The organism is Moorena sp. SIO4A1, from assembly GCF_010672065.1.
In the GTDB taxonomy this organism is placed as follows: domain Bacteria; phylum Cyanobacteriota; class Cyanobacteriia; order Cyanobacteriales; family Coleofasciculaceae; genus Moorena.
Map to the genome: position 1 here is coordinate 20,230 of NZ_JAAHHX010000034.1, position 24,186 is coordinate 44,415.

Here is a 24,186-nt window from a genome sequence, read left to right on the forward strand (position 1 = left end):
GAGCGCATCTACCATGGTGAGTCAGTTTTGGCAGCGTCTTGAGGCCAAGCCATTGCCTCCTACAGAGGAGTCGATTTCGTTAAGGGTGTTGGTGCAGGCACTGGTAGTAGTAGGAATTGTGGCTGTTGATGTGGCCGCATCTACCTTCTGGAGTCTTTGGGCAGTACCCTTAAGTATTGTGGGAGCAACCTGGAGTTGGTATCGTCGTCGCCAACGTAACATTGCTCTGAAATTCTTGCTGGCATTGGGGATGTTGCTGGCATTGGGAGCCTTTTTGGGCAATGTGTTCAGTCAGCTCAATGATACCCGCTTGGCTCTGGCTCAGTTGTTAGTTCAGCTGCAAATTCTCCATAGCTTTGACTTGCCCCGCCGCAAGGATTTGGGCTATTCGATGGTAATTGGGCTAATCCTGTTGGGGGTCGCTGGTACTGTGAGTCAGACTCTGGCGTTTGCCCCTCTGTTGTTAGTATTTTTAGCGATCGCATTACCGGTTCTTGTCCTGGATTACCAGTCACGCTTGGGTATATCTACGGCTAAAAAAAGTCAAAAATTATACGGTTTTACTCCCAACTACTCACCCATACCCCTAAAGCGTCTCATTTTATTTATTGGTGTAATTATAGCGCTAGGGTTAACCATTTTTGCTCTGATGCCTCGTTTCCCTGGCTATCAAATCCAGATGTATCCCGTCAGTGCTCCTGGGGAAATGGCAAACCGGAGATTTGATTCACAAAATAGGTTAATTGTTAACCCTGGCTATGTGAGCGAAGGGAAACAGCAAGGGGAAAATGGTAGTGGTGGCTCTCAAAACGCTACGGGTGCTGGTGAGTTGGATCAGACATTTTACTATGGCTTTAATAGCAAGATTAACCAGAATCTGCGGGGAGAACTGAAACCTAAGGTAGTGATGCGGGTGCGTTCTCAAGCACCGGGATTTTGGCGAGTGCTAGCGTTTGACCACTACACGGGTAAGGGTTGGGAAATTTCTCGGGATAATCAAGTCCAGAAAATAACTCGACCAAGCTGGTCCTATCGCTTCCAACTCTTACCTGCCTTGATCACAGGTCAAACCAAAAAGGTAATTCAAACCTACACAGCTGTATCAGAACTGCCGAATCTGATTCCCGCTTTGGCCTATCCGAAGGAATTGTTCTTTCCGTCGCGGGAAATCGGTATTGGACCAGAAGGCAGTTTGCGATCGCCTTTAGGTTTATTAGAAGGACTGACCTATACCGTAATATCAGAAGTTCCATTTCGCGATCGCACTAAGTTGCAGCAAGCTGGGGATAACTACCCCAAGTCGATTCAAAACTACTATCTGGATATTCCCCCCCAAATTGCAGTGAGGGTCAGGCAACGTACTGAAGAACTCCTAGCCACTTCAGAGAAACCTCTTACCTCTTCCTATGAAAAAGCCTTGTATCTAGCCCAGGCGGTTAAGCAGCGTTATCGCCTCCCCCAAGACCCCTCACAATTCCCTTTTTTAGAAGAAAATCAAGATTTGGTGGAAGCCTTTCTCTTCAAGTATCAAGGTGGTTATCCCGACCACTTCTCCACCACCCTCACGATGATGCTCCGTTCCATAGGCATCCCAGCCCGATTAGTGGCTGGATTTGGTACTGGTGAATTTAACCCCTTTACTGGGTTTTACATCGTCCGGAATACTGATGCCTATGCCATGACTGAGGTTTATTTCCCTAAATACGGTTGGTTTGCCTTTGACCCCATCCCAGGTCATGAATTGCTGCCCCCCTCCGTCGAGCAATATCAAACTTTTAGTGTCTTGCGCCAGTTTTGGCAGTGGGTAGCAGGTTGGCTCCCCTCACCAATCACTGGTTTACTGAGCAACCTATGGCATTTCACTATTGGTACCATTATCCGAGTATTTGTTGGATTGTGGAAGATGGTATCTAGTGGTTGGTTAGGTATGTTGAGCGGCTTGATATTAGCGATCGCATTTGGTTTTCTGAGCTGGCTAAGTTGGCATCAGTGGAAAAACTGGCGCTATCGTTTCTGGTTGGCAACATTGCCACCAATGGAACAGATTTACCAGCAAATGATCAGGATTTTAGCAACCAAAGGATATCTCAAACATCCGACTCAAACTCCACTTGAGTACGCTAGCTGTATAAGTCAAGACCAGCCTAAAGCATCCGCTGAGGTAATTGAGCAGATAGCGCATGCTTATATCCGTTGGCGTTATGGAGGTCACAGACCTAATATTAAACAACTGCGGCGGCGACTGAAGCAGTTTAGCAAAAATAGGTTTAAGGTTTAAAGTTAAAGGTTGAATGTTGAATGTTTAAAGTTTAAAGTTAAAGGTTTAAACTTTAAAAGTTGTTCGCGTAGCGTGGCCTATTGGCTAAGGTTTAAAGTTTAAAGGTTGTTCGCCCCGTATTCGGTGTAGGGTTGAAGGTTGCTTGAAGGTCAACAGTTAACAGTCAACGGTCAACGGTCAACGGTCAACAAACAGACTTTTCCTTTAATGGGGTTCATCTAAAGTATTTATATAATGACTGTTCTTCTACCTGCTGTTGTTTCGGTCGGTTTAATTATCCTGATTGGATTTATTGCTGGTCGCACGTTATCTCTGGACAAGCAAACTCTTTCTCAGGTATCTCTTTATATTCTCGTACCAGCGTTGATAGCAGACAGCTTGTATCGGACAACTCTGTCTACCGAAAGCACCATTGGTTTAGTCGCTGGGTTGATCATTACCGCTGTGTTGCTTTACCTACTGAGTTGGGGATTAGGCAAACTGTTGAAATTACCACCAGTTGTCCAAAAAAGCTTTATGGTTGCTGCTATTTTTCCCAATGCTGGAAACCTGGGGCTTCCTCTCAATTCCTTTGCCTTTGGTACACCGGGTTTAGAACGCGCTATAGTTTACATGATCACAGCTGCCTTGTTGATGTTTGCTATTTGTCCCGCCTTACTTAAAGGGGGTAGCATTAGTTCTGGAGTGCGCTTAACCCTAAAACTACCGCTACTCTGGGCAATGTTGGCAGGATTAACCTGGCGTTTATTGCGCTTAAAACTGCCTTTAGGGCTAGATAAGGGTATTCAAAAGTTGGGTATGGCAGCAATCCCTATCGATTTAATTGTGTTGGGGATACAATTGTCGCGCACCCGTTTGGTGATAGGACGGTATGAGGTACTTGCGACTACCTTGCGTTTGTTGGTAGCTCCGCTAATTGCCCATACCGTTGGTCAAGCATTGGGACTGGAGGGATTAAATTTACAGGTGTTGGTGTTACAAAGTGCCATGCCTGTAGCAATTAGTACGGTAGTTTTGGTCACTGAGTTTGGGGGAGATGCTCCCTTAGTAGCACGGACAGTGGTTTTATCTACCTTAGTCAGTTTCCTTTCTCTTCCCCTAGTTTTGTGGGCGACTACTTAGTTAGTATGTATCTATCGATAAGAGCTAAACTAGAGAATTAACGGACATAGAACTGTAAAAGATTTAACAGGATCAGTAATTATCTGGATTACTAAAGCCAGGTTAATTTGCCATGGTTAGATACAGAGATTATTTCTCTGACCATCATGCTTGAACTAGCGCTTTCAGCAATTAAAAGCAGTCATGAATACTCAACTTGCCAGTCCACCTGCTCAACACGACAGTTTAAATATCCCTACTCCCTGGGGGGGCGCTTGTCGCCCCCCCCAGCCTCAAGGGGTAATAAATCTACTAACAACTCCCTGACCCATTAGCAGCGTTTTTAAGCATTTAGGCAATTTTTAAACAGGGTGCATTATATTTTCGGAGTAATATCAGGATGCATTTAACTATTATAAAAATTACCTGTTATCAGGTAAATATAGCTGATATGATACCCAAATTAAATTTGCTTATAAGGTGTTTTAAAATTCAATTTTTTTGCCAAACCAAAACCAAGTATGATCTTGAATTGATTAGCCACACTATTATCTAGTAAACCGAAACAAAAAATAACTTGGATGATCAGCAGAACAGTAGAACTACTAGTTCGTTTTGTTTGGCAATAGATGAATATTTTTTTTTATTTTGGGCAATCCTGAAGATACTCACGCTGCGCATATCAACCATGCTCTGACTAAGGCTGGAGGCAAGACAAACTATCTCGACACTTCTCTGTTTCCTACTAAATTACGACTATCTTGGCAGCCACACACTAAAGATGGACTTCTCACCCTATCCGATGGCTATCAATTACGTCTAAGAGATATTCGTAGCATCTTTTGGCGTAATTTTTCTGGAGTTCAAATTCCCCCAATCAAAAATATATTACAGCAGAGAGTTGCTTTTAATGATGCTATGAGTCCCCTAATAACGTTGATGCAAGGAAACTCAATTCACTGGGTTAAATCATGGCAAGCTTATGAATTTGATAAGGAAAAACCTCTACAATTGAGCAAAGCTGAACAAATGGGTGTAACGATTACCCATACTCTAATTAGTAATGATCCAGAGGCTATAATTAAATTTAGGAAGTCTTGTGACCAAGTGATTTTTAAGCCAGTCTATGGTGGTGCTCATGTCCAGTTTTTAACAGAAAAACATCTACAACCAGAACGACTAAACTTAGCCCTGCGGCTTTCTCCTGTTACTATACAGGAGTATATCCCTGGCACAAATATTCGCACCTATGTAATTGGGGACTCGATGTATTCGGCAGAAATTCGCTCCAAGTCGCTCTACTTTCGAGAAGATATCGATGCTCAATTGATTCCGGTCAGGCTGCCAAAGACCGTGCAAGAGCAGTGCAAAGCTATCACTAGAGCGTTTTGGCTCCAGTGGACGGCGATTTGGCGTTTAAAGCCAAATGGTGAATACGTGTTTCTTGAAGCTAACCCCAGTCCGATGTTTTTACACTTTGAGCAACAAACTGGTTTCCCTATCACCCAAGAATTAGTTAATCTTCTGATGAGTGATATCAATTGAGTCCTGAGTCGGAAAGTGCAGAGTTCCGACTCAACAGTAAACAGTCAACAGTTAAAAGTTAATAGTCAACAGTTAACAGTCAACGGTTAACAACATTAGTATTAGACTTACAAGCTAAGGTGTGAAAACCATTCATGACATGAACCGTTGGAGTATCGGGCATGGGTATTGTGTACCAATCATTCTCCGATTCTTCTCGGCTGATTATACTACCCTGGGAATCGTATTGTTCAAAACGCAATGTACGTATGGAACGCTCAGGGCAATTAACTTGAACCGTGATAATGGCAGAATACACTCCTGGTTCGAGAGGATTACCAAATACTATCCTACTATCAAAGGAGTGAATGGGATTGCCCATTTCATCAGTAGTGCTGACCAAAGAATCGATATCGAAGTAGTGGATATTGCCTGTCTGAGCATTTGACATGACTCTGACCCAACGCCTTGGTTTTGTCTGAGCTATAGCAGTCTGAGACAGGTAAGCGATCGCAGATAAGATTAACAGAAATTTCCCCATAGAATTTACCAATAGTAGTATTAAACTATTTACTATCAATTTATTATCAACGGTGACAGCTCGGGAAGCTGCCACTGTGTTATAGTAAATAGTAAACTCTAGCAGGATTTATTTAACTGTTTCCGAAACAACCAGGCAAGCCCTATCATTCCTAAGGAGGCAGAAGACGCTGGTTCTGGTACAGACTCAGACTCAGACTTCTCTTGGGACTTCAGTAATGCTATCGTAGATTCCGCTAAGATCTGATGGCTAGCTGTCGTTGGGTGGATGCTATCCCAGAATACAAACTCGTCTGGATTAGCACAAGCAATAAACGTTGTTTCATCTAAGCACCCTTCCGTCACATTCGTGAAACCAAAGTTTCCAGGATTGGTCAAAATCTGATTAAATAGGTTATTGGCATCGAAGGATATCAGGTTAATGTCAGCTAAGGATTGGCTCAAAAGGTTAAGGGTGGAGTCCAACAGAGAGTTATGTTGGTCGGTCAAATCCGTGAGGCCAGTCGATAATACACTATCTAGTCTCAGTGATAGAGGTATCTTTCCCAAATCTGGTAAGTTAAGCACTAGGAAATTGCGAGCACCAAAGTTATACAGGGAGTTCACTGCTGTCTGTATATTGCCCACGACCTGAGTAGGATTAGGAGGGTCCGCACTCTGGTAATCATTGGCACCCGACCACAGAATATAGAGGGCGTTGGGGTCACCGATCTGATCAGATACAATCAGGTCATTGGTAAACCCTGCCACTTGCGTGAGTAATCCCGGTAACAACGCCCCGAATTCACCAAGGCCAGCTAATCCGGCTTGAGAACCACCAAAAGCAAAGTTTACGCTTTGATTAGTCGTCGCACCATTGAAGAAAAAACTCACCCGAGGGCCATCGGGAGTGATAGTGATTGGAGAAAGTATCGGCGATTCCGGTAATACCACGGACAAGTCAGCAGATCGCTTCACCTCTATGTCTAGAGCATCTGCTAGATAATCTACCCAGATAGGACCATTGCTAAAACGTCCCTGAAAGTAGGGTGGACTCTGGGGGATGATGGGAATGGTGGGATTTACCTGATTCCCTGCCTTACTGATATTGAACACATTGCCAGGATCCGATAGGCTATCACCAAACACATAAAGATTACTAAAATCTAAATCATATGCCCTAGCTTCAGAGGGCAACATTAAAGAGAATAGAGAAAATCCGAAGGCCGTAATTGCGTTTTTCATCGTTGATTGTCTGTGATTGTGCCTAGCCGTTTCAAGCCAAAACTAAAAACCTACAGACATAGAGTACTGCTTTGGGTGACTCTCGTTATTAAGATATTGCAAAATTTTTGGGTTATAGTATAAATAAACAATAAAGTATTAAAATAAATTTAATCAGCCTAGATATGGTATCATGTCCGGAAACATCGCTCTTGTAAAGCATGGGTAATTGATAATTGGTAATGGGGAATTGGTAAGTAGTGTGATTACTACCAAGCTATTCCCTATTCACCCTTACCGATTCCTAAAACAAACAACAACAAAGAATACTACCGAAACAACCGGACACGATCTGAAAGGTTAGTCGCTTTTAAAAAAAATACGGTTATGGCATTTAGATACTCTACCAGTGGTGCTACATCAGTCATTTCCAGAAGAGTAGCTGAAAAACATTCTACTTATTCTCCTAGCAAGAATGAACTCCATGATGTCCAGGAGCCGATTATCACTGCTCCCCTAGAAGTGCGCCGAATTATAGAGCGAGTCTTGCAGGCAGAAAAGGATAAACTCTATATGAAAACTCCCCGTAATATTAATGATGATATCCTGAAAATTGTCAAGGAAGAAGTTCAGTCAATAACCCCATCCTCTTAGGTTGGGGCTTGGGTAGACGACCAACTGTCCGTGTTTGACTAGACCATTGAGCCGAATTTTGGTACGAACATCCGGATGCTTCCCCAGTCCGGATCTCTTCAAAACTGTGTCGTCAGTTGCTGTTAGACAGGACATCTTAGATTCGGTGGTCGTTCGCGTAGCGTGGCCTACGGCCAGGGGACGGGTAATCAACCCAAATACTTTTCTCGTGAGGTTTATCACCATGCTACGAGTTCCAGTTATTTCACCTGATGGCAAACCATTGATGCCTACAAAAGCCTCTCGTGCTCGGCGTTGGCTTAATCAAGGTTTAGCTGTTATTTACCAAAACGATCTAAATGTTTTTGCTGTTCAGTTAGTCAACCAACCGTCTGGAGAACAAACTCAGGACATTGCTATTGGGATTGATCCTGGAAAAATGTTTTCTGGTATTGCTGTTCAGTCAAATAATGCCACTCTTTGGACAGGGCATTTAGTGTTGCCGTACAACAAAGTCCGCGTGCGCATGGATACTCGACAAATGATGCGAAAAACTCGTAGAAGCCGTCGAATAAACCGCAAGGTACCTTACTCGCAAAGGTCTCATAAACAAAAACGATTCTCAAATAGAGTAAGCAAAAAGGTACCTCCTTCAATTCGAGCAAACCGCCAGTTAGAGCAAAGAGTAGCCAAAGAACTTAGTCTTTTGTACCCAGTAAAAGTCATCGTTTATGAAATAGTCAAGGCTAGGGGAAACAAGGGTTTTTCTCCTGTTATGGTAGGCCAATATTGGTCAATATCTCAGCTAGAAAAAATAGCCCCAGTCACTCAAAAAAAAGGCTGGGAGACTGCTCTAAAAAGGGAAGCGTTAGGACTAGTCAAGGACAAAACCGACAAAAGTCGGCAGTCAGTCAACACTCATGCGGTAGATGGGATAGCTTTAGCTGCTACTCAATTCTTCCGGCGCAATAATTACTATCACAGTAAAGGCAAATTGAGTGTTCCAGAAAACTGCAATATAACTAACACTTTACTCTTTGTTATTAGACGTGCTCCTATAAGTCGTCGTCAATTACACCTGTTGCAATTTTCTAAAGGTGGAAAACGGCGCAAATATGGTGGAACAACTACTAGTCATGGTTTTCGCAAAGGAGATTATGTTGAAGCTGTTAAAGCCGGAAAAGTAACCCGTGGTTGGGTGAGCGGCGGAACAGCAAAACAGGTTTCCGTTAGCGATATCGATTGGAAGCGGATAGGACAATTCACTGCCCGCAAAGTCCGACTCCTAAAACGTTCAACGGGCTTAATTGTAAACCACTAATTGGAGGCGCGGCTTTCGTACCCACCCTGTAGAGGGATGGGGACGAAAGCCGCGAAGACTTATGAAGCTGCTATCGATTCAGCTATGTAATTTTCGTCAGTTTTATGGTAAGACTCCCGTGATTGTGTTAGCTAGTGGCGAGCGAAACACTACGATTATTCATGGGAATAATGGTGCTGGTAAGACTACCATCCTGAATGCTTTTTCGTGGGTACTCTATGAGAGATTTAGTGCTGCTTTTGCTTCAGAAGACCAACTGCTGAATAAGCGAGCTCTTGCTGAAGCTCAGTTCAATAAACCAGTAGACTGTTGGGTAGAAGTAGCATTTGAACACAATAATAAACGCTACCAAGTCAAACGTCTATGTCGTACTTACAAAACTGAGGTAGGAGTCGAGCAAGGTAACACAGAATTGTATCTCCAAATCGCTGGAGATGATGGACGCTGGTTATTGCCTCAACAACTACCTGAGGATATTATTGGTCAAATTTTACCAGCTAGTTTGCACCAATACTTCTTTTTTGATGGAGAACGAATTGAACAACTGGTACGCTCCGATAAAAAGTCAGAAGTTGCGGAAGCAACCAAGACCTTGCTAGGGGTAGAAGTTTTAAATCGCTCCATTAAACATTTAAGGGAAGCGAAAAAAACCTTAGACTATGAATTATCTTTAATTGGTGACTCTGAAACTAAGCAATTGCTTAAACAACAGCGAAAATCGGAAAAGAAGAGCCAGAGTCTAATCAAGCGTCAAAGGGAAATCAAGCAGGAGTTAGAGGATCAAGATGAGCTAAAGAAGACAATTGGTCAACGGTTATTAGAACTCGGTGGCGCTCAGGAGTTACAACAGCTGCGGGATGAACTAGAAGCTAGAGAAAAGTTAATTAGAGAACAGCTAAAACAAAGTCAACATATTTTGAAACGAGCTATATCAACTCGTGGCTATACCGTGCTGCTCTCAGAGGTAAGCTCAACTTTTCAAGAAATTGTCAAAGATTTAATCACCGAAAGAGGGGAATTACCTGTTGGAATTAAGCGGCAATTTGTTGGGGATTTACTTAAACACAAGCGCTGTATCTGTGGTGTAGAATTAACTGAGGGAACTCATGCTCATCAGCAAGTAGCAGCCTGGATGGATAAAGCCGGAATGGCTGAAGTGGAAGAAACCGCAATAAGGATGGGTTCCCAGGTTGATGAAATTAACCAACAGGTGCCTGAGTTTTGGCAGGATGTTGACCAACAACAAGATACTATTGCTCAGGGAAGAACTGAGCTTTCTAGAATTGAGACCCAACTAGATGATATCAAGAAAAAGTTACGTAACTTTCCCGATGAGGATATCAGTCTGCTCCAACAACAATTAGATGAGATAGATACTAGGATTCGGGAGCTAACTCTAGAACAAGGAGGGAATCAACAACAACTTGAACAGTTGGATACAGACATTGACTTAAAGGATAAGCAGATTGCTAAGCACAAAATGAATGAAAGTAAGCAGGCGTTGATACAGCGACGGATTGCTGCTGCTCAAGATTCTATTGAACGGTTAATTGAAGTGAGGGAACGTTTGGAAACTCAGTTTCGTACTTCTTTGGAGAAGCGGGTCCAGGAGATATTTATCTCAATTTCTTTTACACCCTATATCCCTAAGTTGAGTGATAAGTATGAGTTAACCTTAGTAGAAAGTACTCTTGGAGAAGAAAATCTAGTTGCTGCGTCTACGGGAGAAAATCAGATTCTAAGTTTATCCTTTATCGGCGGAATTATTGACCGAGTTAGGGATTGGAGTCAAGAGCATTCTCTGATGGGACCTGATAGTAGTACTTTTCCTATTGTAATGGATTCTCCCTTTGGAAGCTTGGATGAAATCTATCGTCGGCGAATTGCTAATATCTTACCTAGACTGGCGAATCAATTAGTAGTTTTAGTGACTCAGACTCAGTGGCGAGGAGAAGTGGCTGATGAGATACTTCCTTTTCTTGGTAAAGAGTATGTGTTGACTTACAATTCTCCTAAGTCTGATTGTGAAGAAGATGTTATTGAGCTAGCTGGAAATCGTTATGATTTGGTAAGGCGTAGTCCAAATCAGTTTGAATATACTGAGATTGTCGAGGTCGATAATGATAGCTAGTTTGTTGAAGCTTCATGGTTTATTACCCAAGTAAGTGGGGAGTTTAGCGTGAATTAGACTGTGCTTTAAGGTGATACCGTTTTTTTTAACTAATTCTCCCTCTACCTATTTGGTATTATTCCGGTAATCCTTAAGCCAGTATTCTAAAGAGATAATTTTTGCTACCTGACAAACTAATGTTGATGCTACCATAATTAGTTACTATTTTGTTATTCTACAAGCTGAGTGCGATGCTCTTTCAGAGCCGCTACGCGAACGCATCTAGTAATCCCATCTAGTAATCCCATCTAGTAATCCGATTTTTTTTTGGCAACAATACTCCCCTTAACAATACGTCAAATTTATGAGTTATGAATCCTGACTCCCTATCTCTACTCCCTACTTTCTACTCCCTACTCCCATTAACCCATCACTTTCTCCCTAAACCGATAAAAAACATCTGTATATAGATATAAATCAAATCTATATAGTTAATACAATGTCTTACAGTGAATTTACTCTAGATACACTCAAAAATAAATTTAACCTATCGATTCAAGAACGAGTTAATTTATTTGAATCAGTTGAACCAGTTACTCCTAGCCCTTTATTAAACGAGATTTTGGAAGAAAACCTTCCTCTAGGATTGGAAATCGATACCGAAAAAGCCCGCTCTGAATTGATTGTTTCTCCTATTTTAGTTGAAATTCGCAAGCAATTTAACCGTAAAATTAGCCTTTTCTCTGGGACAGAGTTTACTATTGATAAGAGTAAAGGGCTAAACGGTAGGTGTGATTTTATCATTAGTCATTCTCCTGAACAGTTGGATGTTACTGCTCCCATTGCTATTCTAGTTGAAGCAAAAAACGATAACCTTAAATCCGCTATCCCTCAGTGTATTGCTGAAATGGTTGCTGCTCAAATTTTTAATGATCACAAAAATAATCCTATTCCGTTTATCTATGGTGGAGTAACAACTGGCAGCCTCTGGAAATTTATGAAATTGGTCAAAAATTCGGTTTATATTGAGTCAGAAGAACACTTTATTGGTAATTTAGAGGCTCTGCTCGGTATTCTGTCACAGATTATTAATAGCACTCGCCCTCAATCTCTTGCTGAAACCTAGTGATAATTCTGGGATAGTGGCCAGAAAAATCGGGAAGTATAGCGCTACGCGCAAGTCAGAAGTTAGAAGTCAGAAGTCAAAAGTAAGCTATGACTAAGTTTCGGAGTTTATGAATGTCAAACATCTGAATGCGTAGTGCTATATAATATAATAGAGACTAAATCAAGGGGTAAGCAATAATATTATTGGTTTCAGTAGTGTTTTGGTTATTGTTATGATTATCAATATTGTTAATAGTTATGATTTGGTATTGAGATGTTGATGCTCCTTCTGGAGAATAGTGTGAATTGTCACAAGTAGTCAATATTATTGAAGTGACTAGGGTTGAGGGTTACCTTGCTGCTTATGTTGAAGAATATAAGGGGTAAATTGTGCTATAATATTGTAAGTTTTAACATCATCTCACGTAAAACAAAGAACATAAGCTGATAGCTGACGGCTGAATGCTTACAATAGCACTAGATACCCTACTCATTGCACAATAGAATAGTTATTTGCTATATCCTCTACTATGCCCATTGTCCTAACCGATACCAAAAACTTACTCTGTGACCTAATTGCTCAATATGGCTCCCGCGTCGATTACTTAGCCATTCGCTTAGAAGAAGCCGAAGGAACTAGCATTTTATTACGGGGTGACAAGATAGAAACCCTGAGTGAAGGTCTGTCTATCGGTGGACAAGTAAGGGCATGTTATAATGGAGGATGGGGTTTTTCGAGTTTTAACCAGCTTAGCGCTATTAAAGAACGAGTCGAAGATGCGATCGCAGCAGCTAGGATTGTGGGTAATCAAGAAACCACCCTTGCTCCCATTGAACCAATACAGGATGTTTGTAAGTTACCCCTGACTGGTACAGACCCTAGGGAAATTCCCTTGGCGCAGAAGAAAGCATTATGCGATCGCTACAATCAAATTCTCAGAAGTTATGACAATAGCATTGCTACTACTTCTGTCCGGTATGGGGATATTAACCAACGCATCATCATTGCTACTTCCGAAGGTACCTTGATAGAGCAGTCTTGGGCAGATCTGGAAATGCGTTTTGCTGCTACTGCTCGTAATGGCGATAGTGTCCAAACTGGTAGAGAAACTATTGGCTCTCGCCAAGGCTATGAAGACCTAACCAATCTTGATCAACAAGTCCATGGAGCAGCTCAACGTGCTGTCGATGCTCTATCCTTACCACCAGTTACAGGTGGTAATTATACAGTAGTTATCGACCCCATTCTGACTGGTTTGTTTGTCCACGAAGCCTTTGGACACCTTTCTGAAGCCGACATGGCTTCAGAAAATCCTGACTTACTAGAAGTGATGAGTATAGGGCGTCGTTTTGGCCCAAAAGAATTACAAATCTTTGATGGAGCTGCTCCCCAAGGACACCGGGGTAGCTATTTCTACGATGATGAAGGCACTCCAGCCACTACCACTCAGTTGATTAAAGATGGTGTATTAGTTGGACGTCTTCACTCCCGTGAAACTGCTGGTAGATTAGGGGAAACTCCTACTGGTAATGCTCGTTGTCTCAATTACCACTATCCCCCGATTGTTCGGATGACTAATACTTGGATAGGACCTGGAGCTACTCCAGTAGCACAGTTGTTCGATGATATCACAGTAGGAGTTTATGCTCGCAATTGGCTAGGAGGTATGACTAATGGCGAAATGTTTACCTTTAGCGCTGGAGAAGCTTGGATGATTCGCAATGGTCAAATTGCTGAACCTGTGCGAGATGTCACCCTTTCTGGTAACGTGTTCAAGACCTTAGCTGATATTGAAGCTATTGGTGATGATTTCTATTGGGATGAATCCGGTGGCTGTGGTAAAGGTGGACAAAGTGGCTTAGCTGTAGGCTGTGCAGGACCAAGTTTAAGGATTCGGAATGTGGTAGTTGGTGGAGAAGTTGAAGGTTGAAGGTTTGAAGGTTGTTCGCGTAGCGTGGCCAAAGGCCAAGGTTTGGAGGTTGAAGGTTGGAGGTTTGGAGGTTGAAGGTTGGAGGTTGAAGGTTGGAGGTTGAAAAACAAAGGAGTAATGGCTAATCGAGCATTAGTAACAGTCGAAAACTATTCTCCAAAGTCCCACTCTGCTATCTGTCGTTGTCTGTGATCCAGAGTTCCCTACAACTGTAGCAAAAGCAATGAGTATCCAACGCTTGGTGATATCACCTACACAGTGTCAAGACCAAGGGATTGTTTTAACTGATGCCCAACAGCATTATCTAATTAGAGTGTTGCGGCTGAGAAAGGGCGATCGCTTTATTGCTATGGATGGAGAGGGTGGCTGGTACGTTAGCGAGCTAGAAGGTGATTTGACTCAAGCTAAAATTGTCGCATCTGAGCACATTCAAACGGAATTGCCTAAACAGGTAACCTTGATGGCGGCTATGCCTAAAGGGAGTGGATTTGAGCAAATTTGTCTGATGGCAACGGAGTTGGGAGTGACTCGGATTGTGCCGTTGAAAAGCGATCGCACTTTACTCAATCCTAGCCCTCAAAAGCTCCAGAGGTGGCGACGGATTACCCAAGAAGCAGCAGAGCAATCAGAACGGGAAGTTGTACCGAAAATTCTTGACCCTGTTGACTTTTCCGATAGTCTTCAGTTACCGGAAACCCTAGAAGCCTATCGCTATATTTGTGTAGCTCGGGGAAAGGCTCCCCATCTACTCAATTGCTTATTAGATTTACGATTAGGATTGGATACTGGCCAAACAGACCCTGCTCAACATCCTGGCATTGTCATTGCTACCGGACCTGAGGGTGGTTGGACAACTCAAGAGCTAGAACAAGCCACTGCTGCTGGATTTATCGCTGTTTCTCTAGGAAGTCGTATTCTCCGAGCTATCACTGCTCCTATTGTTAGCTTGTCTATAGTAGCAGCAGTGTCGGAATCATCAGTTAAGGCAAACGGTGAGGATTTTGCTTAAGCAATTAATAACATCCATGGGCAACTTAGGCAATAAACTGGGTTTGTCCATGGTTCAATTCAATTACTATAGCGCTAGTTTAAGTGTGAAATTCAATCTAATCAACCCATACAACCCTTAACTCTTCTAAAAGGGTAGGGCTAGTAAAAAAAATTTGATCACCAAATTTTCGCAAACTATAGCGTTATAGTAAGCTAACTGAAATAAAAATAGCGCTAGATAATTTTTGCTCGAAATAAAAATAGCGCTATTTTAAAAAAAGATTAAATCCAATTACTTTATACACCCCGTAAGCCCTGAATAAGGTTCGCGCTATAGTATAGCTTCCATGAATCCCAAAATTAAATTAGCGCTATAGTATAGCCATCAACACTAATCATCCCATATACTCTTTACAACCCCTAAAAGAGTAGCGCTATTTAAATTTCCGGTATCACTTTATGAATTTTTGTAAAAATTTGGCAAATACAGAAATAATGTGTTATTCTAAGTATAGCGCTAATTAAAGGAGCAAAAAAAATGACCGTAGTCGGAACTACCCAAGCAGCTTTTCTTCTAGGAATTTGTGTCCAACGAGTCCGTCAACTTCTCAAAAATGGCAGAATTAAGGGTGCTCAAAAAGTTGGCAGATTTTGGCAAATTCCCCTATTTAACGGCTTGCCCAAGGTCAGTCCCGGTCGCCGTGGACCAAAGGGAACCTGGAGAAGAGGTTTCCAAAAGGTGGCCACTTACGTTCATGTCAACCAGAACGTCATTAGGCAAAATAAAAAGAACGACACCTACGAGCCTGTCCTAACCGTCAAACAAGGTAATCGCAACACCTACGGTCATTATGTGGAAATCAAAGGACCGTCTCGGTTAGTTTATCAACCTAATTGTCCCAAGGATTGTGGAGCTACAGTGTGGCTGGAAGTTGATCCTTCTGTGGAAATTTTGACCAAACTTTTTGGCTAGTGGGACTTTACTATTTTTGGGTCTGTTTAGGGGAACTAGCAGTGAATCGTTAAATACTTTTAGACTGTGACAAGTAATTTATATTCAAAGAAAACTGTAGTTGTTGCTAAATCGGATAGGGCTGACTACACAACAATTGCGGAGGCGATTAAAAATGCCCAACCTGAAACCATAATTTTAGTAAAGCCAGGGATTTATAGAGAAAGCATTGTTATTGATAAATCTCTAGAAATTTTAGGAGATGGGAAAGTCTCCGATATTGTTATTGAGGCCACTAATCTGAACTGCATTCTGATGCAAACAGACTATGCAATAGTGCGAGGCTTCACTTTGCGAGAATCCACTGTAGGTGTGTGTGTCCCCAAGGGACAGTTAATCCTTGAAGATTGTGATCTGACCGCCTATGACTGTGGTATAGTTATTTGTGGTTCTGAAGCAAATCCCATTATTCGTCGCTGCTGTATTCATGATGGGCAAGGTAACGGTATTCAGATTAAAGATAATGGTCAAGGAGTAATAGAAGACTGCGACATCTATGGCAATACTTATTCAGGAGTGAAGATCGATAAAGGTGGCAATCCCATGATCCGTCGCTGTCGTATTTATGATGGTAAAAGTTGCGGTATTTCGATTAAATACAATGGATTAGGAACTATAGAAGACTGCGACATATATGGCAATACTTATTCAGGAGTGTATATTGACAAAGTTGGCAATCCCACGATTGGTCGCTGTCGTATTTATGATGGAAAAAAAGACGGAATTTGGATTACAGACAATGGATTAGGCACCCTAGAAGACTGCGACATTTATGGTAATACTTATCCAGGAGTGTATATCGGTAAAGCTAGCAATCCCACTATCCGTAACTGTCGTATTTATGATGGTAAAGAAGACGGAATTTGGATTACAGACAATGGATTAGGCACCCTAGAAGACTGCGACATCTATGGCAATACTTATTCAGGAGTGTCTATTGATAAAGGTGGGAATCCTACTATCCGTCGCTGTCGTATTTATGATGGCAAAGAAGACGGAATTGAAATTAAATACAATGGTCAAGGAGTAATAGAAGACTGCGACATTTATAGCAATAATTATCAAGGAATTAAGATTAATAAAAATAGCAATATCACGCTCCGTAACTGTCGTATTTATGATTGTAAATAAAACGGAATTTGGATTACAGACAATGGATTAGGCACCATAGAAGACTGCGATATCTATGGCAATACTTATCAAGGAGCTAAGATCACTAAAGGTAGCAATCCTACCATCCGTAGCTGTCGGATTTATGATGGCAAACAAACCGGGATTTGGATTACAGACAATGGATTAGGCACCATAGAAGACTGCGGCATCTATGGCAATATTGCTTCAGGAGTGCAGATCGATAAAGCTAGCAATCCCACGCTCCGTAACTGTCGTATTTATGATGGTAAACAAAACGGAATTTTGATTATATACAATGGATTAGGAACCCTAGAAGACTGCGACATCTATGGTAATACTTATCGAGGAGTTGATATCGATAAAGCTAGCAATCCCACGCTCCGTCGCTGTCGTATTTATGATGATAAACAAAACGGAATTTGGATTACAGACAATGGATTAGGAACCCTAGAAGACTGCGACATCTATGGTAATACTTATTCAGCAGTGCAGATCGATAAAGGTAGCAATCCTACTCTCCGTCGCTGTCGTATTTATGATGGTAAAAGTTTCGGAATTGGGATTACAGACAATGGATTAGGAACTCTAGAAGACTGCGATATCTATGGTAATACTAGTCTAGGAGTGTCTATTGATAAAGGTAGCAATCCCACGCTCCGTCGCTGTCGTATTTATGATGGTAAAAGTTTCGGAATTGGGATTACAGACAATGGATTAGGAACTCTAGAAGACTGCGACATCTATGCTAATACTAGTCTAGGAGTGCAAATTAATAATAACAGTAATCCTACTCTCCGTCGTTGTCGAATTGAAAACCATCCTTTTCCAGGAATTCAAATTGAAGAAGGATGTAATCCATTGTTTCGTCGCTGTATTCTTAGGAGTAATAGACCATTCTATTTAGGAATTGCTGGTATACTAAGTCTTTCTATTGCCTTACCTGTAGCTATAGCTGGGGGTTTGGTAATTACTCCCACTATAGCTTTAGCCTTAGCTGTGATTGGATTTGTATTTTACAAACTGCGTAAAAATAGGTTTAATAAACAATATATTATCGAAATAATATCTCTCACCCTAGTATTAGGCGCAAATTTAGGATATACTTTTTTGCTAAGTTTTAATATTTATAGCTTTTTAGCCTCATTGATAACGGGTTGGGCCTGGCAAAGTAGGCTTTTTAAGCCACTTTTTAAGCAATCTAAGTTAGTATCCAAGTATCAGCTTAATAGATCTCTTTAATTCAATTATTTTTCGGTGAACTATGCTCTAAATCTTGAGGTATAACCAGTTTTAAAGACTGGGTAATTATCAATAATGATAAGTTAATGACATAAGGTTGGGATAAGTTTTTCACTCCAATTCGTTGACTGTCGGATATTTCAGCAATTTTTGATGATCATGCGTACGCCTTCAGCCTTGTTGATCGCCCTATCATTCACATTGGCCAGCAAAAGCGGTCAATAACTATAACAGTAGTTAAATTTTTCCACTCAATCCTCCGACTGTCGTAAATTCCAGCAATTTGGGCTAATCGCGATCGCGTAGCTTGACTGCATGTCAATCGCACTAGCAACAGCAACAAAGCCGTGAAAATCCTTGGATTATCGAAAATTCCAGCAATTTGGGCTAATAACAATAGCGCTAGCTTAATCAACCCACGATAGTTATCGAAAATTCCAACAATTTGGGCTAATAACAATAGCGCTAGCTTAATCAACAAAGGGTGAAAATCCTTTACTGTCGAAAATTTCAGCAATTTTGGGTAATCACGATACTACTAGCAACAGCAACAAAGCCGTGAAAATCCTTACTGTCGGAAATTTCAGCAATTTTAGAAATAATGCGATCGCGTTAGCTTGAGCAACGCGCGATAGTTATCGAAAATTCTAGCAATTTGGGCTAATAACAATAGCGCTAGCTTAATCAACCCACGATAGTTATCGAAAATTACAACAATTTCGGATGATCACGATAGCGCTAGCAACAGCAACAAAGCCTGAAAATCCTTTACTGTCGGAAATTTCAACAATTTTAGAAATAATGTGATCCCCCCTTGTTGAGCAACAAAGCCGTGAAAATCCTTTACTGTCGGAAATTTCAACAATTTTGGATAATCTCGATACTGCGTTGGTTGAGCAACAAAGGGTGAAAATCCTTTACTGTCTGAATTTCCAGCAATTTTAGAAATCATGCGTTCGCGTAGCGGCTCGTAGCGAGCATCGCGTTAGCAACAGCAACGGGCGATAGTTATGGAAAATTACAACAATTTCGGATGATCACGTTCGCGTAGCGTGACCAAAGGTCAATAGCGCTAGCAACAGCAACAAAGCCTGAAAATCCTTTACTGTCGGGATTTCCAGCAATTCGCGATCGCATAAGCGCGGAAGCTGAGCCCTTTGGCCACGCTTTGCGTTCGCGTAGCGTCGGCTTTGCCGAAACGCTTCCGGAGCGTAGCGTGACTGCATGTCAATGGCGCGTTGGTTGAGCAACGGGCGATAGTTATCGAAAATTCCAGCAATTTGGGCTAATAACGATAGCGCTAGCTTAATCAACGCGCGATAGTTATCGAAAATTACAACAATTTCGGATGATCACGATAGCGCTAGCAACAGCAACAAAGCCTGAAAATCCTTTACTGTCGGGATTTCCAGCAATTTTCGATAATCAGGATACTACTAGCAACAGCAACAAAGGGTGAAAATCGTTCACTGTTGGAAATTTCAACAGTTATCGTAAATTCCAACAATCTAAGAAATTATGCGATCGCACAAGCGATCACATTCTTCGATCTTACTCTTCAGATTCTTTCTCCATAGGCTCAGGTAAATCAAAAATAATAATAAATTTCCCATCAGGCATCAGTCGTTTAAGTGCCTGCAAATGCCCTTCGGCATCGGACCGGTTCCGGTAACGACCAACAACGACCCGTTGCATTTGTGGCAATAGGTGAATGACCGCCCATGGATAGAGGCGTTCAGAGTACGTCATAATTTTAGGTATCTCCTTAACTGGGGGACTAGAGCCAGCCCTAGACCCTGGAAAATCGTTGGCTGGCTCTTAACGTTTTCACGTCTATAATACTACTATAGCATATAAATAATCTTTAATTATAACATATTTGAAAAACTTTTGTAACAAACTTGTCAGGGAGTAGGGAGTAGGGAGTAGGGAGTAGGGAGATAGAGAAGATTCTGATTAACGGTAATTATCTTGATTTACAGCAATTTTCGCCCCCCTAGCCCCCCAATTTTGGGGGGAAATTGAGTTAAAGTCCCCCAGAATTGGGGGACCCACGGGGGCTTGTAGCTAAAGGGAGTGAGGTCGATTCATCTGAAAACAGCTGTAAATTAGCGCTAGATAAATTCGACCAAAGTATAGCGCTAATTTAACCTACTCCCTCAATTATCCCAAATACTCCTTAACACCCCAAAAAATCAGCGCTAGATAAATTCGGCTAAAGTATAGCGCTAATTTAAACTACTCACTTAATTATCCCAAATACCCCTTAACACCCCAAAAAATCAGCGCTAGATAAATTCGGCTAAAGTATAGCGCTAATTTAAACTACTCACTTAATTACCCCAAATACCCCTTAACACTTTAAAAAGTGAGCGCTAGATAAATTCGGCTAAAGTATAGCGCTAATTTAACTTAATACCTTAATAATCCCAAATATCCCTTAAGACTACAAAAAGTCAGCGATTTTAACTGCTCCCTAGGAGCATCTGATTTTACACTTAAGTTAAAGGCGAGAGACCGAATGTCTAACACTTGGTGATCTAACACCTAACGCTATCATGCTTAAGCAAATTGCTGATGCTTTTGAGCACCATGATTATCAAACTGCTGCGCGATTAATTAAACAACTTCTGAAGCAAGAGCCCAATAATCCCTGGACACAGCTTTATCTAGGACGGCTCCAGGAAGTCAGAGGTAAGCTAGAAGCAGCTGAAAGAATCTATCGACAGTTACTGAAAGGAACACCTGTTCCTAAAATTATGGCGCAAGCTCGTCAGGGACTAGCACGCTTAGAAGCTACGGCAAAAGAACAGCGCCGACAAGCCCTAGCCCAAGCAACGGCTGACCCTGAAAGTAATCAATTGGGAGTATTAGTCCTAAAGCCGATCAGCCAACAAGATAAACCAAAAGCAGCTCAAAACTTAGCTCGTATCCTGGGGATAGACCCTTACACCGCAAGGCTACAGCTACCTACGAGAGGCTGGCGTTTATATCGCACTGGACCAGTGGGAGAACTTAAGTATTATGGCTCCTTACTGCGAGAAGCATCAATAAAATGTTTGTGGGCATCTGTAGCAGATATCAAAACAATTAATATCTATCAAGTTAAGTATTTTTCTGACAGTAGTGACCAGGAAACTACTGTAGTTTGTCACAACTCTCAGGGACAGTTGGGGTCTTTTAGCTTTAACTGGTCGGAAGTGACCCAACGAGTAGAAGGACGCTTGCCTTTGTTTGAGAAGGTAGTAGACTTAGATGCGCGACGGAATTTAACTCGCAAAACCCAAACCTTAGACTATGCCATGGTTTGTGACTTGCATTTACCAAAGCGCCACAGTATTCTCAGACTATGCGATCGCAATTATCAATTTCAGCAAGGAATTGCTCTAACCCTCAAGCCAGTTTCTCATCAGAACAAGCAATCCCAAGACTCTCGTATACACCAAAGCACTACAAGAGTCAACTGGAACAACTTAGCTGATTACTTAAATGTTCGATTGCTTGAGAAGCCAGTATGGTCTGACTTTAGCACCTTTGCGCAAACTGCTCTAGACTACCAAGATATGCTAGAAAAATTGGAGTCTCATATCGACTTATTTCGCCTGGTCGAGACTCCTTGGGATCCAGCATTTCAGTTGTATAGTGGACTAGTGTTTCTTGAGTAATAACTAATCTATTAACGAGGGGTCTGCATCTGAGCAGCCATGTCGAGGAACTTATTCATGCTAGGACCAGGACGCCGACGAGGCATGATCATTGGTACGTATTTGGTCGCAAAGGTCGTTTCCGGCTGCCCTTTTGCCTTGTTATTGACAAGTGCTGCTGCTGAATTGATTGCCGCTACTGGTGTTGGCTCAGGAGCAGCTGCCTTGTTTTTAGCTTCTGCTTCAGCTTGTTTCTTAGCCTTTGCTTCAGCCTTAGCCTTTGCTAGTTGTTCTTTCTTCGCTTGACGAGCAGATTTAGTATCAGCAGCAACAGCTGTTGGTTCTACGGTCGGAGTTTCAACTGTTGCTTCAGCTGTTGCTACTGGGGTCGGAGTTTCCACTGTTGCCTCAGCTTTAGCCGGTTCTGGCTTCTGTTCTACCGCCGGTTGCTCGGGGGTGCTAGTTTCGCTTTCGTCTAGCTCCAGATAAAAGCCCTTGGATTTATTGCGCTTAAACAAACCTACCATTTACAAATACCTCTCTAAATTAGTTTTAATGGAAGCTATTACCCTCAGTGCGATCGCAGCTGGGGCTACAAGCTTGGCCCAGGACATATATCGGTAATCGGTAATCGGTAATCGGTAATTGTGCTTAATCCTTACTGATCACCTTTACCAACTAACCATTTACTGACAAACCCGACTCTGTCCTGGCTTAAGTGAATAGGCTCACTGCTTATCTTGGGTGACCAATCGTTTGATGAAACTTAACCAAACGTTGCATTTGTTTAATAATTATGAGTGAATACTTCACTTATTGCAACATTTTAAAGAGTTTTGTTCATTAAACTTTACATTAAGCCCTTTCTAAGTATATTTACTTAGATTTTTAGAGCTAAAGACCACCAGGTAATTTAGAAAAGTTTACAGTTATCTCAGATTTTTGAGGAAAGCTATGGAAATTCGACGGATTGCTGAAGTTTTGCGCAATGGTCAACCAGATCAGTCTTTGACCATTCAAGGCTGGGTACGGACAAAACGAGAATTAAAGGACTTTGCCTTTATGGAAGTCAACGATGGCTCCTCCATGGCAAATTTACAGGTAGTGCTCAATCCAGACTTGTCAGATTATGAGACTATCCTGAAACGGCTTAATACTGGCTCATCAGTAGAAGTCACTGGTATACTAGTAGAATCTCTTGGCAAGGGACAGCGCATTGAAGTAAAAGCATCATCGGTGACAGTATATGGGGAAGCAGATGCCAATTATCCCCTACAGAAGAAACGGCACTCCTTTGAATTTTTGCGCACCATTAGCCATTTGCGATCGCGTACCAATACCCTAGGTGCAGTGTTCCGAGTTCGGAATGCCTGTTCCAATGCCATTCATCAGTTTTTCCAAGAACGAGGCTTCTTGTGGGTTCATACCCCAATTATCACCGCTAGTGACTGTGAAGGAGCGGGGGAGTTGTTCAGTGTCACTAACCTAGACTTAAAGAACATTCCCAAAACCGATAATCAAGCAGTCGATTACACTCAAGACTTTTTTGGACGACCCACTTACCTGACCGTCAGTGGTCAATTACAAGCAGAAATTATGTCAATGGCGTTTCGGGATGTGTACACCTTTGGTCCTACATTCCGAGCCGAGAATTCTAATACCTCTCGACATCTAGCAGAATTTTGGATGGTCGAGCCTGAGATGGCATTCTGCGATTTGAAGGGGGATATGGATTTAGCAGAAGCCTTTCTCAAGCATGTATTTAAGTCAGTATTGGAAAACTGTCCAGAAGATCTGGAATTTTTCAACAAGCGGATAGATAACAATGTTCTCGCTACTGCTGATAATATTATCAATAATCAGTTTGAGCGGATTACTTATACAGATGCGATCGCATTACTGGAGAAAACGGATCGTAAGTTTGAGTATGCGGTCAGTTGGGGTGTAGATTTGCAGTCAGAACACGAACGGTATCTAGCCGAAGAGTTGTTTAAAAAGCCCGTCATTGTCACGGATTATCCAGTAGAGATTAAAGCCTTTTATATGCGCTTAAACGACGACGAAAAGACTGTAGCAGCAATGGATGTGCTTGCGCCTAGGATTGGGGAGATTATCGGTGGTGCTCAGCGGGAAGAACGGCTGGATATATTAGAGAAGCGAATTCAGAATCAGGGGATGAATCCAGAAGATTTATGGTGGTATTTGGATTTGCGACGTTATGGTACAGTGCCCCATGCTGGATTTGGTTTAGGATTTGAGCGATTGGTGCAATTTATGACTGGTATGGCAAATATTCGGGATGTAATTCCGTTTCCCAGAACTCCTTTAAGTGCAGAGTTCTAAAAATCAAAACTATGGTTGGTTCTGCCCACAGCCGCCAAAGATGGGTAGTGGTAAAGATGTCGTGGTTTGGCTACGG

The 24,186-nt window shown here is 41.9% G+C and carries 22 protein-coding genes; 15 read left to right on the forward strand and 7 right to left on the reverse strand.

All coding sequences use genetic code 11. From position 1 onward, the window contains the following. The first annotated feature begins 13 nt into the window (after positions 1-13). The 3 genes from F6K53_RS21675 (at position 14) to F6K53_RS21685 (ending at position 4,924) form a co-directional block, all read left to right on the forward strand. Positions 14-2,278, forward strand: a complete 2,265-nt coding sequence (locus tag F6K53_RS21675; RefSeq protein ID WP_293082192.1) for a DUF4129 domain-containing transglutaminase family protein — start codon at positions 14-16, stop codon at positions 2,276-2,278. 234 nt (positions 2,279-2,512) lie between these two features. Next, positions 2,513-3,400: an AEC family transporter gene (locus tag F6K53_RS21680; RefSeq protein ID WP_293082193.1), complete on the forward strand. Its 888-nt coding sequence runs from the start codon at positions 2,513-2,515 to the stop codon at positions 3,398-3,400. Positions 3,401-4,027: 627 nt separating this feature from the next. Next, entirely contained in the window at positions 4,028-4,924 is an 897-nt protein-coding gene (locus F6K53_RS21685) for a hypothetical protein (RefSeq protein WP_293066448.1), read from the forward strand. Positions 4,925-5,003: 79 nt separating this feature from the next. Here F6K53_RS21685 and F6K53_RS21690 read toward each other — a convergent pair whose 3' ends face one another. Together F6K53_RS21690 and F6K53_RS21695 are read right to left on the reverse strand one after the other, a co-directional pair. After that, positions 5,004-5,444 carry a surface-adhesin E family protein gene (locus tag F6K53_RS21690; RefSeq protein WP_293040484.1) on the reverse strand — a complete coding sequence of 147 codons (441 nt, stop codon included), beginning with the start codon at positions 5,442-5,444 and terminating at the stop codon, positions 5,004-5,006. A 98-nt stretch (positions 5,445-5,542) separates the two neighbouring features. After that, on the reverse strand, positions 5,543-6,667 hold the full coding sequence (locus F6K53_RS21695; RefSeq protein ID WP_293066451.1) for an SGNH/GDSL hydrolase family protein: 1,125 nt from the start codon (positions 6,665-6,667) through the stop codon (positions 5,543-5,545). Between the two features lie 208 nt (positions 6,668-6,875). On the opposite strand from F6K53_RS21695, the gene F6K53_RS21700 reads away from it, so the two are divergent. Together F6K53_RS21700 and F6K53_RS21705 are read left to right on the forward strand one after the other, a co-directional pair. Further along, entirely contained in the window at positions 6,876-7,010 is a 135-nt protein-coding gene (locus F6K53_RS21700) for a hypothetical protein (RefSeq protein ID WP_293066454.1), read from the forward strand. 23 nt (positions 7,011-7,033) lie between these two features. Beyond that, entirely contained in the window at positions 7,034-7,300 is a 267-nt protein-coding gene (locus tag F6K53_RS21705) for a hypothetical protein (RefSeq protein ID WP_293020310.1), read from the forward strand. Here F6K53_RS21705 and F6K53_RS21710 read toward each other — a convergent pair. Continuing rightward, the gene (locus F6K53_RS21710; RefSeq protein ID WP_293020312.1) at positions 7,280-7,525 is read right to left on the reverse strand and encodes a hypothetical protein; all 246 of its coding nucleotides are present in this window, start codon (positions 7,523-7,525) and stop codon (positions 7,280-7,282) included. The genes F6K53_RS21705 and F6K53_RS21710 overlap by 21 nt on opposite strands. Between F6K53_RS21710 and F6K53_RS21715 the strand changes: the two genes are divergently transcribed. From F6K53_RS21715 to F6K53_RS21750, 8 genes are all read left to right on the forward strand, one after another. Then, positions 7,524-8,600, forward strand: a complete 1,077-nt coding sequence (locus tag F6K53_RS21715; protein ID WP_293020314.1) for an RRXRR domain-containing protein — start codon at positions 7,524-7,526, stop codon at positions 8,598-8,600. The two genes, F6K53_RS21710 and F6K53_RS21715, sit on opposite strands and share 2 nt — an antisense overlap. Before the next feature lie 61 nt (positions 8,601-8,661). Next, positions 8,662-10,731: an AAA family ATPase gene (locus F6K53_RS21720; RefSeq protein WP_293020316.1), complete on the forward strand. Its 2,070-nt coding sequence runs from the start codon at positions 8,662-8,664 to the stop codon at positions 10,729-10,731. Between the two features lie 478 nt (positions 10,732-11,209). Continuing rightward, positions 11,210-11,836 carry a hypothetical protein gene (locus F6K53_RS21725; RefSeq protein ID WP_293066458.1) on the forward strand — a complete coding sequence of 209 codons (627 nt, stop codon included), beginning with the start codon at positions 11,210-11,212 and terminating at the stop codon, positions 11,834-11,836. 511 nt (positions 11,837-12,347) lie between these two features. Further along, entirely contained in the window at positions 12,348-13,748 is a 1,401-nt protein-coding gene (locus tag F6K53_RS21730; protein WP_293066461.1) for a TldD/PmbA family protein, read from the forward strand. Between the two features lie 223 nt (positions 13,749-13,971). Then, positions 13,972-14,757: a 16S rRNA (uracil(1498)-N(3))-methyltransferase gene (locus tag F6K53_RS21735; protein ID WP_293020322.1), complete on the forward strand. Its 786-nt coding sequence runs from the start codon at positions 13,972-13,974 to the stop codon at positions 14,755-14,757. A 519-nt stretch (positions 14,758-15,276) separates the two neighbouring features. Continuing rightward, positions 15,277-15,711, forward strand: a complete 435-nt coding sequence (locus F6K53_RS21740; protein ID WP_293020323.1) for a helix-turn-helix domain-containing protein — start codon at positions 15,277-15,279, stop codon at positions 15,709-15,711. Positions 15,712-15,777: 66 nt separating this feature from the next. Continuing rightward, positions 15,778-16,881 carry a pectinesterase family protein gene (locus tag F6K53_RS21745; RefSeq protein WP_293066466.1) on the forward strand — a complete coding sequence of 368 codons (1,104 nt, stop codon included), beginning with the start codon at positions 15,778-15,780 and terminating at the stop codon, positions 16,879-16,881. Between the two features lie 12 nt (positions 16,882-16,893). Continuing rightward, on the forward strand, positions 16,894-18,123 hold the full coding sequence (locus F6K53_RS21750) for a right-handed parallel beta-helix repeat-containing protein (protein ID WP_293066525.1): 1,230 nt from the start codon (positions 16,894-16,896) through the stop codon (positions 18,121-18,123). 196 nt (positions 18,124-18,319) lie between these two features. On the opposite strand, the gene F6K53_RS21755 is transcribed toward F6K53_RS21750, so the two are convergent. From F6K53_RS21755 to F6K53_RS21765, 3 genes are all read right to left on the reverse strand, one after another. After that, a complete protein-coding gene (locus F6K53_RS21755) occupies positions 18,320-18,601 on the reverse strand; it encodes a hypothetical protein (RefSeq protein WP_293066469.1) in 282 nt (93 codons plus the stop codon). Positions 18,602-19,160: 559 nt separating this feature from the next. After that, positions 19,161-19,436 carry a hypothetical protein gene (locus F6K53_RS21760; protein ID WP_293066472.1) on the reverse strand — a complete coding sequence of 92 codons (276 nt, stop codon included), beginning with the start codon at positions 19,434-19,436 and terminating at the stop codon, positions 19,161-19,163. A 238-nt stretch (positions 19,437-19,674) separates the two neighbouring features. After that, entirely contained in the window at positions 19,675-19,872 is a 198-nt protein-coding gene (locus tag F6K53_RS21765) for a hypothetical protein (RefSeq protein WP_293066475.1), read from the reverse strand. Between the two features lie 809 nt (positions 19,873-20,681). Here F6K53_RS21765 and F6K53_RS21770 point away from each other — a divergent pair. Continuing rightward, a complete protein-coding gene (locus F6K53_RS21770) occupies positions 20,682-21,788 on the forward strand; it encodes a tetratricopeptide repeat protein (protein WP_293082197.1) in 1,107 nt (368 codons plus the stop codon). Between the two features lie 11 nt (positions 21,789-21,799). Here the strand turns inward: F6K53_RS21770 and F6K53_RS21775 are convergent, their stop codons facing one another. Next, positions 21,800-22,294, reverse strand: a complete 495-nt coding sequence (locus tag F6K53_RS21775) for a hypothetical protein (RefSeq protein WP_293020334.1) — start codon at positions 22,292-22,294, stop codon at positions 21,800-21,802. A gap of 427 nt (positions 22,295-22,721) precedes the next feature. Here F6K53_RS21775 and asnS point away from each other — a divergent pair, with 427 nt between their 5' ends. After that, positions 22,722-24,110, forward strand: coding sequence for an asparagine--tRNA ligase (asnS, locus tag F6K53_RS21780; RefSeq protein WP_293066481.1), 1,389 nt, complete (start codon positions 22,722-22,724; stop codon positions 24,108-24,110). The last annotated feature ends 76 nt before the right edge of the window (positions 24,111-24,186 follow it).